The following is a 13759-nucleotide window of genomic DNA, read 5'->3' as shown; positions in this document are numbered from 1 at the left end:
TATGTATGACGAGCTGTTGGCCAACCTGGCGATCCTGGTGCTGTCCGGGTTCGTCGGGTTCGCGGTCATTTCAAAGGTGCCCAACACGCTGCACACGCCGCTGATGTCGGGAACGAACGCCATTCACGGCATCGTGGTGCTCGGCGCTCTGGTGGTCTTCGGCGAGGTTGAGCATCCGTCGCTGGCGGTGCAGATCATCCTGTTCGTCGCGGTGGTGTTCGGGACGCTCAACGTGATCGGCGGCTTCATCGTCACCGACCGGATGCTGGGCATGTTCAAGGGCAAGAAGAAGGCCGCGCCGGTGAAGACCGAAGATCTGGCGGCGAAATGAACTACCTGGTCACCGTTCTCTACATCATTTCGTTCGCCCTCTTCATCTACGGCCTGATGGGCCTGACCGGCCCGAAGACGGCGGTGCGGGGCAACCTGATCGCCGCGGTCGGCATGGCTCTGGCGGTGACGGCGACCCTGATCAAGATCCGGCACACCGAGTCGTGGGTGCTCATCATCGCCGGCCTGGTCGTGGGTGTCGTGCTCGGTGTGCCGCCGGCGCGGCTGACCAAGATGACCGCCATGCCGCAGCTGGTCGCGTTCTTCAACGGCGTCGGCGGCGGCACGGTCGCGCTCATCGCGCTAGCGGAATTCATTGAGACCAAAGGCTTTTCGGCCTTCCAGCACGGGGAGTCGCCGACCGTGCACATCGTGGTCGCGTCGCTGTTCGCCGCGATCATCGGGTCGATCTCGTTCTGGGGATCGATCATCGCCTTCGGCAAACTGCAGGAGATCATCTCCGGCTCTCCGATCGGCTTCGGCAGGGTTCAGCAACCGATCAACCTGCTGCTGCTGACGGCGGCGGCCGCCGCCGCGGTGGTCATCGGCTTGGGCGCGCACCCCGGCACCGGCGGGGTGCCGCTGTGGTGGATGGTCGGCCTGCTGGCCGCCGCGGGGGTGCTCGGCCTGATGGTGGTGCTGCCGATCGGTGGCGCCGACATGCCGGTGGTCATCTCGCTGCTCAATGCCATGACCGGCCTCTCGGCCGCGGCGGCCGGCCTGGCGCTCAACAACACCGCGATGATCGTGGCCGGCATGATCGTCGGCGCGTCCGGTTCGATCCTGACCAACCTGATGGCCAAGGCCATGAACCGTTCCATCCCGGCGATCGTCGCCGGTGGCTTCGGCGGTGGGGGCGTGGCCCCGGGCGCCGGAGGGGACGGCGGCGACAAGCACGTCAAGGCGACCTCGGCGGCCGACGCCGCGATCCAGATGGCGTACGCCAACCAGGTGATCGTGGTTCCCGGCTACGGGCTGGCGGTCGCGCAGGCCCAGCACGCCGTCAAGGACATGGCCAGCCTGCTCGAGGACAAGGGCGTGCCGGTGAAGTACGCGATTCACCCGGTCGCGGGGCGCATGCCCGGGCACATGAACGTGCTGCTGGCCGAGGCCGAGGTCGACTACGACGCCATGAAGGACATGGACGACATCAACGACGAGTTCGCCCGCACCGACGTCGCGATCGTCATCGGCGCCAACGACGTCACCAACCCGGCGGCCCGCAACGAGCAATCCAGCCCGATCTACGGCATGCCCATCCTGAACGTGGACAGGGCCAAGTCAGTCATCGTGCTCAAGCGGTCGATGAACTCCGGGTTCGCGGGCATCGACAACCCGCTGTTCTACGCCGACGGGACGACGATGCTGTTCGGGGACGCGAAGAAATCGGTGACCGAGGTCGCCGAGGAACTGAAGGCGCTCTAGAGGCGCCAAGCGGCCTAGACCGGCGGGTAGGCGGGCGGCGGGTAGCCGTTGCCGTCGACGACGCCGCGCAGCCCCCAGGGCACGTAGCGGAAGAAGAACTCGATTTCGTCGCTAGCGTCGTAGTCCGGGCTCGGATCCATGAGGCCACCCCTCCAGTCGCGACTTGAGCTTTCGAAAGCGAGTCTAGTCCCATCCTCGTCGGGGCGACACCTGGCGTTTGCCTAAACTGTCCAACCAGTTGATTGATAATTGGCCTTGCCCGGCACCCGAAGGTCCCGCCCGGCAGTGACGATAGCGAGGGCAGATGCCATCCGAGAACGGACGCACGCGACGTGAAGAGCTGCTGGCTGTCGCCACCAAGCTGTTCGCCGCCCGCGGCTACCACGGCACCCGGATGGATGACGTCGCCAACGTGATCGGCCTGAACAAGGCGACGGTCTACCACTACTACGCCAGCAAGTCTCTGATCCTCTACGACATCTACCAGCAGGCCGCCGAGCGCACCCTGGCCGCCGTCCACGACGATCCCTCGATGACCGCGCGAGAGGCGTTGTACCAGTACACCGTGCGCCTGCTCGACCAGATCGCTGCCAATCCCGAGGGCGCGGCCGTGTACTTCCAGGAGCAGCCGTATATCACCGAGTGGTTCACCGAAGAGCAGGTCGCCGCGGTGCGGGAGAAGGAAACCCAGGTCTACGAGCACGTGCACGGCCTCATCGACCGGGGGATCGCCAGCGGGGAGTTCTACCCGTGCGACTCCCACGTGCTGGCGCTCGGGTACATCGGCATGACGCTGGGCGCCTACCGGTGGTTGCGGCCCAGTGGACGCCGCAGCGCCAAGGAGATCGCCGCCGAGTTCAGCACCGCGCTGCTGCGCGGATTGATCCGCGACGAGGCGATCCGCACGAGTTCCCCGCTCGGGCCCTAGCCCAATGGGGCGACCCGCTTCGCCCGACTACGCCGCGCTCGCGATCGCCCCTAGTCGCCCTTCAGGTGCTTGTCGAGGAAGGCGAGCTGGTCGGCGACGACACGCTCGAACGCCTCGTCGACATAGATCGCGAAATGGCCTTCGGGATAAAGCTTGACCTCACCGCGCGGGGCCTTGGCCGCGTAGCGCAGCGTCGCCGCCGCCGGAGCCACCGAGTCGGCTTCGCACACGCAGAACAGGATCGGGCAGGGGATCTTCGCGGCGTCGCGGCCGGGACGGTAGGCCATGATCGTCAACGCAATGCGGGCCGCCACCTCGTTGGTCAGCTCCTCACCCACGGGCACGAGCCTGAGGTAGCCGGGGTACGCGTCGGGGGTGGTCATCAAGGCGACGTCCCCCGGCATTCCGACCGTCGGCACCATGACCGGGGGCTTGCGCAGCCGGGCGGCCACCAGGTCGCGTGCCGCTAGGAGGCCGACCCGCGCGAAGACCAAGGGGTTGCTGATGGTGCGCGCCGACGCGAGGCCGTCGGTGAAGGGGCATTGGACGACCGCCGCGGCGATTCCCGGCAGCCGGGCCGCCGTAGCCATCACGTGCCCGCCGGCAAAAGAGGTGCCCCACAACGCGATTCGCTTGGGATCGATTCCCGGGACGGTGCGGGCGTAGGCGACCGCCGCGGCCCAGTCGGCGAGCTGCAGCCCGACATCGAGCACCTGGCGCGGCCTGCCCTCGCTGTCGCCGAAATTGCGATAGTCGAACACCAGGCAGGCGTAACCGGCCGCGCTGAATCGCTCGGCGTAGGCGTCGAGCCGCATGCTGCGGACCCCGCCCAGGCCGTGCGCCATGACCAACAACGGTGGGGGGCCGCCGCCAGCCGGCCGATAGAGCCAGGCGCTGATCAAATCGCCACCGGAGGGGAATTGGACGTCTTCGCGTTGTGCCATCAGCGAGTCATTCTGCCCGAGCAGCCGACGGCCAGTCCGCCGGTATGCGCCACAAATTTTGTGGACTAGTGTCTAGAAAAGTTTTGAGCGCTCAAAGGACGGAGACTCTCATGGCGATCCGCGTCGCGCACGTCGGTACCGGAAACGTCGGAGGGTTAGCCCTGGCCGAGCTGATCACCAACCCGCAATTCGAGTTGACGGGCGTGTGCGTGTCCAACCCGGAGAAGGTGGGCAAGGACGCCGGCGAGCTGTGCGGCGTGGGCCTCGAGGCCGGCGTCGTCACGGGTGTCACCGCCGTCTCCGACCTCGACGCCCTGTTGGCCACCAAGCCCGAGTGCGTCGTGTACTGCGCCATGGGCGACACCCGCCTGCCCGACGCGATGGCCGACGTCATGCGCATCTTGGCGGCCGGTGTCAACGTCGTCGGATCCTCGCCGGGGCTGCTGCAATACCCGTGGGGCGTGATGCCCGACAAGTACATCGGCCGCGTCGAAGACGCTGCCAAGCAAGGTAATTCGAGCATCTTCATCAGCGGCGTCGACCCCGGATTCGCCAACGATCTGCTACCGTTCGCGCTCGCCGGTACCTGTCAGCGCATCGAGCAGGTGCGCTGCATGGAGATCCACGACTACGCGTCGTACAACGGGACCGAGGTCATGGACTACATGGGATTCGCCAAGCCCATGGAGGAGATCCCGATGCTGCTGCAGCCGGGCATCCTCAGCATCGCCTGGGGAACCGCGATCCGTCAGCTGGCGGCCGGCCTCGGCATCGAGGTCGACGAGATCACGGAGTCCTACCAGCGCGAGCCGGCACCGGAGGATTTCGATATCGCGGTCGGCCGGGTGGCCAAGGGCACCGTGGCGGTGCTGCAGTTCGAGATCCGCGGCATGGTCAAGGGCCACCCCGCCATCGTCATCGAGCACGTCACCCGGCTGCGGCCGGACCTGCGGCCGGACCTGCCTCAGCCCGCTGCGGGCGACGGCTCGTACCGCGTCGAGATCACCGGCGAGCCGTCGTATGCCGTCGACATCATCCCGAGCAGCCGCAAGGGCGACCACAACCACGCCGCGATCGCCGGCGCCGCGGGCCGCGTCGTCAACGCCATCCCCGCCGTCATCGCCGCCCCGCCGGGCATCCGGACCACGCTTGACCTGCCGTTGGTCACCGGCAAAGGCCTTTACGCACCAAGCACTTTGGTAAGCACCTAAATCGAAAGGAGTCCCTGTGGGACGGGTAGACGGCAAGGTTGCGCTGATCAGCGGGGGCGCCGGCGGTATGGGAGCCGAAGATGCGCGCCTGCTGGTGTCCGAAGGCGCCAAGGTCGTGATCGGCGACATCCTGGACGATCAGGGCAAGGCGTTGGCCGACGAGATCGGCGACTCTGCGCGCTACGTGCACCTCGACGTCACCCAGCCCGACCAGTGGGACGCCGCCGTCGCCACGGCGATCGGCGAATTCGGCAAGCTCAACGTGCTGGTCAACAACGCCGGCACCGTCGCGCTCGGCCCGCTGAAGAGTTTCGATCTGGCCAAGTGGCAGAAGGTGATTGACGTCAACCTGACCGGGACGTTCTTGGGCATGCGGGTTGCGGTCGAGCCGATGATCGCCGCCGGGGGCGGCTCGATCATCAACGTGTCCTCGATCGAGGGCCTGCGCGGCGCGCCCATGGTGCACCCCTACGTCGCGTCCAAGTGGGGCGTGCGCGGCCTGGCGAAGTCGGCGGCATTGGAGCTGGCGCCGCACAACATTCGGGTGAACTCGGTGCATCCGGGGTTTATCCGCACCCCGATGACCGCCCACCTGCCCGAGGACATGGTGACGATCCCGCTTGGGCGTCCGGGCGAGGTTCGGGAAGTCGCGACGTTCGTGCTTTTCCTGGCCAGCGACGAGTCGTCCTACTCCACCGGCAGCGAGTTCGTGATGGACGGTGGCCTGATCACCGACGTGAATCACAAGGAGTTCTAGCGTTCGGGGCCGGTCCGAAGCAGACCCGTAAAGGTAAGTGACCGGTCGGCTACCATCGAGGGATGCCGCGTCCGCCGAATCCCGAGGTGCGCCGCCTCCTGCTTAGCGCGGGGCTCGAACTCGTCCACTCGCGCGGATTTTCCGCGAGCGGCGTCAAAGACATCACCGACGCGGCGGGCGTCCCGAAAGGGTCGTTCTACGCGTATTTCGCGAGCAAGGAAGCGTTCGCGGCGGCGATCCTCGAGCATTACTGGGCCGACATCGAAGCGCGCCTGCTGCCGATCCTCGGCGAAGCCGGGCCGGCACCGGACCGGATCACCCGCTTCTTCCATGCTCTTGCCGACGAGCACGAGGCCGGCGACTTCATGCTTGGCTGCTTGATCGGCAATCTGTCGCTCGAAATGGGCGGTTCGAGCGAACCGGTGCGCGCCGAACTGGTGCGCATTCTCGACCGCTGGGGCGCGGCCCTCACCGAGTGTGTGCAGTCCGGGCAGCGGCGTTCCGGCGGCGTCCGGCGCGACCTGCCGGCTCCCGAGCTCGCCTCCCAGCTGATCGAGGCGTGGGAAGGCGCGGCCCTGCGCGGGAAGGTGACCCGCAGTAGGGCCCCGTACGACCGGTTCGAGGCGACCACGGTCCCGGCGCTACTGCACTGATGCGGTCGGCGGCGGAATGGTTCACGGGCCCGGCTTGTTAAATAGACGACTGGTCATCTAACATCGGACCTTACCGGTTCCGAAGACGAGGATGTGTGTGATGCCAGAGCCGAGCAGCGACGCCGACCCGCACCTGCCCGAGCTGCCGGATTCCGGCTTCGTGCTCGACCTCGATCGCGCCGCGCTGGTCCTCACCGATCCGCAGGTCGATTTCCTGAGTCCGGCGGGCGCCGGGTGGCCGGTCTTCGGCGACGGTGTCCGGGCCAACGACGTCGTCGCCCATATCGGCGAGCTGCTCGACGCCGCGAAGCGGGCGGGCATCACCGTCGCGGTGTCACCGCACTACTTCTTTCCCACCGACAAGCAGTGGCGGTTTGGTGATCCGCTGGAGAAATTCATGGACTCCGTCGGCATGTTCGAGCGCCAAAGCGCTTACGCGGCAGATGGATTCGTCGGCTCCGGAGCCGACTTCCTGCCGGCGTACCGCCAGCACATCCACGACGGCCAGACCGTTATCGCCTCACCCCACAAGATCGTCGGCCCGGAGTCGAACGACCTGGTGCTTCAGTTGCGCAAGCGCGGCGTCAGCCAGGTCGTGCTCGCGGGGATGGCCGCCAACCTGTGCGTCGAAGGCCACCTGCGCGAGCTCATCGAGCAGGGTTTCGAGGTCGCCGTCGTCAAGGACGCCACGGCGGGCCCGCGCCTGGCCGAATGCGATGGCTACCTCGCCGCCCTGATCAATTTCCGCTTCCTCGCCAGCGCGGTCTGGACCACATCCGAAGCCGTCGCCCTGCTGACCAAGCCGGCCGATCCGTCGAAAACAAAGGAGTCCGAAAGCCATGGCACCGAATGAAAGTCTCAGTCAACGCAGGTTCGCCCTGAACGACGGGAGCGGCGCGATCCCGGCGCTCGGGTTCGGCACCTCGCTGTCCGACAACACCAAGACGCGTGATGCCGTCAAGACCGCGGTCCAAGCGGGGTTTCGTCACCTCGACGCCGCCGAGCGGTATCGCAACGAAGCCGAGGTCGGCGCGGCGCTCAAAGAGCTGTTCGCGCAACGAACGGTCCGACGCGAGGAATTGTTCGTGACCACGAAGCTGTGGAACAACAACCATCGCCCGGAACGGGTGAAGCCCGCCCTGCGGGCCAGCCTGGACAGGCTGGGGCTGGACGCGGTCGATCTGTATCTCGTGCACACCCCCTTCGCGTTCCGGCCCGGGGACGACCAAGACCCCCGGGACATCCATGGGGCCGTCGTCTACGACGACGGGGTCACGTTGGCGCAAACCTGGGCGGCGATGGAAGCCCTTGTCGACGAGGGCCTTACGCGGGCAATAGGCCTCTCCGACATCGACGCCGAAGGCACCCGAGAGATCCTGAAGACGGCCCGCATCAAGCCGGCGGTCGTCGAAGTCGAGTCGCACCCGTATCACCCCCAATGGGCACTTCACCAAATGCGCGAGACCGACGGCATCATCCTGTTGGCCTTCGCCTCCCTCGGTCACGCACTGGAACCGCGGCTGCTCGATGACCCTCTCGTCGTATCGATCGCTCGGCGGCTCGGCAAGACGCCCGCGCAAGTGCTCCTGGCCTGGGGCATCCAGCGCGGCAGCGCGGTTCTCACCGCATCCGTGTCACCGGCACGCATCCGCGAGAACTTCGATGTCACAGTGCTTCCCGACAGCGCCGTGCAAGAGATCAGCGAACGTCTCGACACTCGGATCCGGTTCAACTCCGTTGTGGACGCGGGCGAGCCGGGATTCGCCGAGGTGCCCCGGGGCTAGGGTCGTGGAGTGAGGGCGATGGCTGGCATCGGCGTTCCGACCCACCTTGCCAGCGTGATATCCGGCCCCGACGGCGTCACCCGCTGCCGGTGGGCCACCCAAACGGGTCGCGATCTGACCGCGTATCACGATCACGAGTGGGGGACAGCGACACGCGACGAGGCCTTGCTCTTCGAAGCGCTGGTGCTGACCTATTTTGAAAACGGCCTGTCGTGGACGACCGTTTTCGACAAGCGGGACAACCTGCGCGAGGCGTTCCTCGGATTCAACCCCGCGGCGGTCGGAGAAATGACGCCCGAAGACGTCGAGGGGTTGATGACGGACACATCGATCATTCGCAATCGACGCAAGATCGAAGCCACGCTGCACAATGCCCGCCTGTTATCGAAACACTCGTTGTCGCAACTGGCGTGGCAACATCAACCCCGCAGGCACCATCGGCTCCGAACCTTCGGCGATGGTCGAATGGTCAGTCCGGAGTCACGCCAGCTGTCAAGAGCATTGCGAGATAAGGGTTTTCGAATGGTCGGGCCTGTGGTCGCCCACTCGTTCATGCAGACTGTCGGGATTGAAAACGGTCATTTCGAGGGCTGTTTTCGGGCAGCGGCGTGAGGTGCTATAACCGCGAGCATGCTACGTAGCCTGGCCGAGGTGGTGGGATCGACCCACGTGGTCACCGATCCCGACGTGCTCGCGGGCCGCAGCGTCGACCACACCGGCCGCTATCGGGGCCGGGCCAGTGCGCTGGTGCGCCCGGGATCGGCCGAACAGGTCGCCGAGGTGCTGCGGGTGTGCCGGGACGCCGGGGCGCACGTGACGGTGCAGGGCGGCCGCACCTCGCTGGTGGCCGGCACCGTTCCCGAGCACGACGACGTGCTGCTGTCCACCGAGCGGTTGCATGCGATCGACCATGTCGACACCGTCGAGCGCCGCCTCCGGGCGGCCGCGGGCGCGACGCTGGCGGCGGTGCAACGGGCCGCGGGGGCCGCGGGCCTGCTGTTCGGCGTCGACCTGGCCGCCCGGGATACGGCGACCGTCGGGGGGATGGCCTCGACGAACGCCGGCGGACTGCGCACGGTCCGCTACGGCAACATGGGCGAACAGGTTGTCGGCTTGGAGGTGGCGCTGCCCGACGGCTCGCTGGTGCGCCGCCACAGCCGCGTGCGCCGGGACAACACCGGCTACGACCTGTCGGCGCTGTTCGTCGGTGCCGAGGGCACCCTCGGTGTGATCACTTCGCTGGAGCTGCGCCTGCACCCCACCCCGGCGCGGCGGGTGACCGTGATCTGCGGGTTCGACGACCTGGCGGCGCTGGTCGAAGCCGGCCGGACGTTCCGGGACACCGACGGCATCGCCGCGCTGGAACTGATCGACGGCCGGGCCGCCGCGCTGACCGGCGAGCACCTCGGGGTGGGCGCACCGGTCGACGGCGACTGGCTACTGCTGGTGGAGTTGGCCGCCGACCACGACCAGACCGAGCGGCTCGCCGACCTGCTCGACGGCGCGCGGATGTCCTCCGAGCCCGCGGTCGGGGTGGATGTCGCTGCGCAGCAGCGGTTGTGGCAGGTGCGCGAATCGCTCGTTGAGGTGCTCGGCGTATACGGTCCGCCGCTGAAGTTCGACGTCTCCTTGCCACTGTCGTCGATCGACGAATTCGCCAGGGAGGCAGTCGATCTGGTCGGGGTCCACGCGCCGGAGGCGCTGCCCGTGCTGTTCGGCCACATCGGCGAGGGCAACCTGCATCTCAACGTGCTGCGCTGCCCGGCCGAGCGGGAGAACGCGCTGTACGGGCCGATGATGGAACTCATCGCGCGATCCGGCGGCAACGTCAGCTCCGAACACGGTGTCGGCACGCGCAAGCGCCACTACCTCGGCATGTCACGCGAACCGGCGGACATCGCGGCGATGCGAACGATCAAAGCCGCGCTGGACCCGACCGGCTACGTCAACGCGGCGGTGCTGTTCGACTGATCGTTCTTGCGCCGTCTGAGATACGCTGGGCTTCATGGCATCCGGGATCTTCGGCACGCCCATCGTCGGCATCGTCAACAATTTGTTCAATGGCATGATCGACGCGCCCGTCGTCGGACCACTGGTACGACGCGGGCTGATCAAGATTCGCTACGTCGGCAGGCGTTCGGGTAAGACGATCCAGACCCCGGTCGGGTACCGCCGCTCCGGCGACGGCATCGTCATCAACGTCATGTCGCCCGATAGCAAGACATGGTGGCGAAACTTTCTCGGCGAAGGCGGTCCGATCACGCTGCTCAACTTCGACGGCGCCGACCACACCGGCCACGCCGTCGCCAGCCGCGATGAGAAGGGCCGCGTCAAGGTCGAGGTGCAGCTCGACTGATCAGGAGCTGCTCTTGATCCCGACCGCGTGCCGCAGCTGCGCCAGGAACTGGTCGGCGTCGTCGCTGGGGACGATGTAGTGCGAGATCGCGATCCGGATGACGGTTGCCGCCTTCACCGCGGCGTTGGGACCGGGCAGGTGGCGCTGCAAGCCCTCGCGCATCTGCGGGATGACCCCGGAGAACTGGGCGATGGTGTGCTCGGGCTCGACATCGACCATGCGCACCCCGGAGTACGAGTGCTGGTACTCGACGATGAACCGCAACACGGCGTCGAGCTTGTCGACCCCCTTCAGGCCGGCCGTGGCCCGAACCAGGCCGCTCTCGAAGATCTGGCGCTCGTAGCTCGAAAAGGCCGACAGCAGTTCCTCTTTGGACGCGAACCAGCGGTAGAGCGTCGGGCGGGAAACCCCGGCCTGGGCGGCGACGTCGGACAGGCTGAGCTTGGTTTTGCCGTTGCGGCCGAGCACCTCGGCGGTGGCGTCGAGGATGCGCTGACGCGTCGAGGTGTCAGGCTCTGCGGTCTGGGCCGGACTGCTCATATCTGCAACTCTACGAAGTTGTTCACGGTGATTTCGCTTCCCGGTCGGACATGCCCGGGCGCGGGCGCACCAGTACCGATTGCTGGATGGCGCCGACCGCGCCGCGCTCGTCGAACAGCGTGCCGATCGTGGTCCCGATGCCGTCCGGGCCGTAGCTGGTCTCGGCGCGAATGCCGATCCACTCACCGTCGGGGACCCGGAACACGTGCACGGCCAGGTCGGTGTTGAGGAACGTCCACCGGGTGATGTCCAGCTTGCTGCCGATGCCGTTGGCGCAGTCGGCCACCGCGAAGAGGCGCTCCAGCGGCGTCATCGTCTCGCCGGTGACCAGGTCCACCGTCGGGTGGATCCACGATTCGCCCGGGCCCTCGCTGAGCGGTTCCGTCAGCCACAGCCAGTCGAGGCTGTGCACGTAGTTGCGGTCCCAGTCCCGCGCCTTGAGGTTGCGGTTGCGGGCCTCGCTGCGCGGCCCGGGCATCGGCGCGGCGGCGTGGGCTACCGCCCGGGTGTCCAGGGTTTGCAACCGCCATCCGCTGGCGCGCGCCACCGGCCGGGGTTCGCCGTCGGGACCGGGTGCCAGCATCTCCGCGCTGACGAGTTCGATCTGCTTCCCGCCGCGCTGAACCCGCGAGCTGACCCACAGGTCGCCCTCGGCCGGCACCCCGCCCAGCAAGTCGATGACGACGCGGGACAGTCGGGTGTCGTCGCGTTGTTCGCACCGCTCCAGCGCCCGCACCAGCAGGGCCGACACTGGCCCGCCGTGCTGTATCGCGGACGACCAGGTGCCGCGCGCCAGGTCGGTGGCGCGGAACTTTTCGCCCCACGTATCCGCGCCGTCGATGAGCTCGTAGTAGGAGTCGGTCATCGTCACCTCTCGTCAGGGCAGGCCGGCGCCGGGCGTGGTCACCGTGACGGCGTCCAGCCGGGACAGTCGGGTGCCGACCAGGCGCTGCGGATACGCCTCCGTGCTGGACAACAAAAACAACGTCCGGCGTTCGGGGCCGCCGAGCGCGCAGGCGATCGCGACGCGCTCACCCATGTCGATGCGGTCGGTCACGGCGCCACCCTCGATGATCCGCTCGAATTGGTGGGCCAGCGTCATCGAGGCCCACACCGCGCCGTCGGCGTCGAGCGCGATGCCGTCGGGCGGCCCGTCCAGGCCCTCGGCGAAAACGCAGCGGCCGGCCAGCCCGCCGTCGGCGCCGATAGTGAACGAGGTCAGCCGCCGGCCGACCGACTCGGCGACGATCAGTCTCTGCCCGTCCGGCGTGATCACCATTCCGTTTGGAAAGTCGAGGTCTTCGGCGACGACGACGGCGCTGTCGTCCGGATCGAGCCGGATGATGGCGCCGCCGTTAAAGGCCTGGCATCCGATGTACGCGCGGCCCGCGCCGTCGATGACCATGTCGCCGAGGTTGGTCGGTGTCAGTTCGGCGAGATCGGCGATGGTGTCGACGCTTTCACCGTCGTAGCGCAACACCTTGCGGTCTTCGACCGAGACGATCAGGAGCGATCCGTCGGGGCGAAAACCCAGGCCTGACGGGCAGTGCCCGGGCAGCGGCAACGTGGTAAGCGAGCCAGCCATGGTCGAGGTGTGGACCGCCTCGCCCAGCATGTCGGAGAACCACAGCAGTCCCTCGAACCAGCGCGGTCCTTCGCCGAAGCAGAAGCCGTTGGCCAGCGGCTCCGGAATCATCCGCTGCAGCCTTCGACGGCATCCTCCGCTTTACAAAACACCGCCAAAGTGTCATGCACCGCGGGCACCGGTGTCAATCTCGCTGCCGGGCGACTTCCCGCGCGACGGCCTCCAATTCTCCGGATTGGTGACGACGTCGTAGGCGGCCCCCGCGGACCGGGTGAAAGCGGTTAGCCAAGCTTTACAAATCTTGGCCAGAGTGTCACGCTGTGCGATGAGCTGCCAACGAGATGGGGAGCGGATTTGACTACCGAATCTGAGCAGACCGAGTGGACGGTGCAGGGCCTGCTGGACCTGTTCGACGTGCAGGCCGACGGCCAGGACCGGTTCACCGGTGACACCGGCGGTGATGTTGGAGCCGCCGGCGACGAACGTCAAGTGGTGGAAGGCACCCAGGTGCTCGCCCAGGCGATCGTCGCGGTGGCCAAGCGATTTCCGGACAAGTCGGTGCGCTCGGCACACGCGGTGTTCTCCCGCGCCGTGACCGTTGGACCGCCGATCGAGCTTGTCCTCGACGTCGTCGCCGAGGGCCGGTCCACCGCCACCGCGGTGGTCGCGGTGCACCAAAACGGGCGACGCTGCCTGAGCATCACCGTGCTGGCCGACGTGCCGACCGACGACGTCATTCGCCACCACCTGCCGCGGCCCGACGTGGCCGGGCCCGCGGATGCCCACCACTCGCCGATGCCGATGGTCGGCCGGGAACTGCGCCTGGTCGACGTCGTCGACGTGAACAGCCCCGACGAGGTCGGGCCGCCGGAGCTCTACGCCTGGCTGCACTACGAACCCATCCCCACCCGGGACGACCTGGCCAAGGCGTTGCTGGCGTACTTCACCGGCCACCTGGGGATTTCCACCACCATGCGCGCGCATCCCGGCATCGGCACCGCGCAGGCGCACCTGACCGTGTCCACCGCACCGATGAGCATCTCCGTCGCGTTCCACGAGCCGGTGCGCTGGAACGGGTGGCTGCTGTACACCCACGAAAGCACCCAAGTCGGCGCAGGCATGTCGTACGTGCGCGGCACCGTGCATTCCGAGGAGGGGGAGCTGCTGTGCTCCTTCGCGCAGGAGGCGCTGATCCGCCCGTTGCGCACCACCGACACGGCCATCGACTCCCGCGCACGGTTCTAAC

At 67.4% G+C, this 13759-nt stretch carries 17 protein-coding genes; 12 read left to right on the top strand and 5 right to left on the bottom strand.

The window, feature by feature from the left end; genetic code table 11:
- The first annotated feature begins 1 nt into the window (after nt 1).
- Together A5773_RS15960 and A5773_RS15955 are read left to right on the top strand one after the other, a co-directional pair.
- The gene (locus A5773_RS15960) at nt 2–331 is read left to right on the top strand and encodes an NAD(P) transhydrogenase subunit alpha (RefSeq protein ID WP_066949393.1); all 330 of its coding nucleotides are present in this window, start codon (nt 2–4) and stop codon (nt 329–331) included.
- A complete protein-coding gene (locus A5773_RS15955) occupies nt 328–1755 on the top strand; it encodes an NAD(P)(+) transhydrogenase (Re/Si-specific) subunit beta (RefSeq protein ID WP_067791552.1) in 1428 nt (475 codons plus the stop codon). Before A5773_RS15960 ends, A5773_RS15955 begins: the two co-directional genes overlap by 4 nt.
- Nucleotides 1756–1769: 14 nt before the next feature.
- On the opposite strand, the gene A5773_RS26085 is transcribed toward A5773_RS15955, so the two are convergent.
- Nucleotides 1770–1895 (bottom strand): hypothetical protein, encoded by a 126-nt coding sequence (locus tag A5773_RS26085; protein WP_007167223.1) that lies wholly within the window; start codon nt 1893–1895, stop codon nt 1770–1772.
- Between the two features lie 164 nt (nt 1896–2059).
- Between A5773_RS26085 and A5773_RS15950 the strand changes: the two genes are divergently transcribed.
- Nucleotides 2060–2683: a TetR/AcrR family transcriptional regulator gene (locus tag A5773_RS15950; protein WP_067791549.1), complete on the top strand. Its 624-nt coding sequence runs from the start codon at nt 2060–2062 to the stop codon at nt 2681–2683.
- A 50-nt stretch (nt 2684–2733) separates the two neighbouring features.
- On the opposite strand, the gene A5773_RS15945 is transcribed toward A5773_RS15950, so the two are convergent.
- Nucleotides 2734–3627: an alpha/beta hydrolase gene (locus A5773_RS15945; RefSeq protein ID WP_067791547.1), complete on the bottom strand. Its 894-nt coding sequence runs from the start codon at nt 3625–3627 to the stop codon at nt 2734–2736.
- Between the two features lie 110 nt (nt 3628–3737).
- On the opposite strand from A5773_RS15945, the gene A5773_RS15940 reads away from it, so the two are divergent.
- The 8 genes from A5773_RS15940 to A5773_RS15905 all read left to right on the top strand — a co-directional run bounded on the left by A5773_RS15940 (nt 3738) and on the right by A5773_RS15905 (nt 10388).
- Nucleotides 3738–4838 (top strand): diacylglycerol kinase, encoded by a 1101-nt coding sequence (locus A5773_RS15940; protein ID WP_067791545.1) that lies wholly within the window; start codon nt 3738–3740, stop codon nt 4836–4838.
- A 16-nt stretch (nt 4839–4854) separates the two neighbouring features.
- Nucleotides 4855–5595 carry a glucose 1-dehydrogenase gene (locus A5773_RS15935; protein WP_066949409.1) on the top strand — a complete coding sequence of 247 codons (741 nt, stop codon included), beginning with the start codon at nt 4855–4857 and terminating at the stop codon, nt 5593–5595.
- A gap of 62 nt (nt 5596–5657) precedes the next feature.
- Nucleotides 5658–6248, top strand: coding sequence for a TetR/AcrR family transcriptional regulator (locus A5773_RS15930; RefSeq protein WP_067791543.1), 591 nt, complete (start codon nt 5658–5660; stop codon nt 6246–6248).
- 100 nt (nt 6249–6348) lie between these two features.
- Complete coding sequence (locus A5773_RS15925) at nt 6349–7101, top strand: cysteine hydrolase (RefSeq protein ID WP_197507884.1); 753 nt, start codon at nt 6349–6351, stop codon at nt 7099–7101.
- Nucleotides 7088–8032 (top strand): aldo/keto reductase, encoded by a 945-nt coding sequence (locus A5773_RS15920; RefSeq protein WP_067262044.1) that lies wholly within the window; start codon nt 7088–7090, stop codon nt 8030–8032. Before A5773_RS15925 ends, A5773_RS15920 begins: the two co-directional genes overlap by 14 nt.
- A gap of 18 nt (nt 8033–8050) precedes the next feature.
- Nucleotides 8051–8644, top strand: coding sequence for a DNA-3-methyladenine glycosylase I (locus tag A5773_RS15915; protein WP_066949518.1), 594 nt, complete (start codon nt 8051–8053; stop codon nt 8642–8644).
- Between the two features lie 18 nt (nt 8645–8662).
- On the top strand, nt 8663–10003 hold the full coding sequence (locus tag A5773_RS15910) for an FAD-binding oxidoreductase (protein WP_067791540.1): 1341 nt from the start codon (nt 8663–8665) through the stop codon (nt 10001–10003).
- 34 nt (nt 10004–10037) lie between these two features.
- Complete coding sequence (locus tag A5773_RS15905) at nt 10038–10388, top strand: hypothetical protein (protein ID WP_067262040.1); 351 nt, start codon at nt 10038–10040, stop codon at nt 10386–10388.
- On the opposite strand, the gene A5773_RS15900 is transcribed toward A5773_RS15905, so the two are convergent.
- From A5773_RS15900 to A5773_RS15890, 3 genes are read right to left on the bottom strand one after another with little or no spacing between them, the layout of a single operon-like run.
- Nucleotides 10389–10928 carry a TetR/AcrR family transcriptional regulator gene (locus A5773_RS15900; protein WP_067791538.1) on the bottom strand — a complete coding sequence of 180 codons (540 nt, stop codon included), beginning with the start codon at nt 10926–10928 and terminating at the stop codon, nt 10389–10391.
- Between the two features lie 22 nt (nt 10929–10950).
- Nucleotides 10951–11793 (bottom strand): thioesterase family protein, encoded by an 843-nt coding sequence (locus A5773_RS15895; protein WP_067791601.1) that lies wholly within the window; start codon nt 11791–11793, stop codon nt 10951–10953.
- A gap of 12 nt (nt 11794–11805) precedes the next feature.
- On the bottom strand, nt 11806–12624 hold the full coding sequence (locus A5773_RS15890; protein ID WP_066949433.1) for an SMP-30/gluconolactonase/LRE family protein: 819 nt from the start codon (nt 12622–12624) through the stop codon (nt 11806–11808).
- 243 nt (nt 12625–12867) lie between these two features.
- On the opposite strand from A5773_RS15890, the gene A5773_RS15885 reads away from it, so the two are divergent.
- Nucleotides 12868–13758: an acyl-CoA thioesterase II gene (locus A5773_RS15885; RefSeq protein WP_197505385.1), complete on the top strand. Its 891-nt coding sequence runs from the start codon at nt 12868–12870 to the stop codon at nt 13756–13758.
- The last annotated feature ends 1 nt before the right edge of the window (nt 13759 follow it).

The sequence above is a fragment of the Mycobacterium sp. 852014-52450_SCH5900713 genome (assembly GCF_001667075.1).
Lineage (GTDB): Bacteria > Actinomycetota > Actinomycetes > Mycobacteriales > Mycobacteriaceae > Mycobacterium.
The sequence above is the reverse complement of the archived record's forward strand: the minus strand, read 5'-3'. Positions and strand labels throughout refer to the sequence as shown.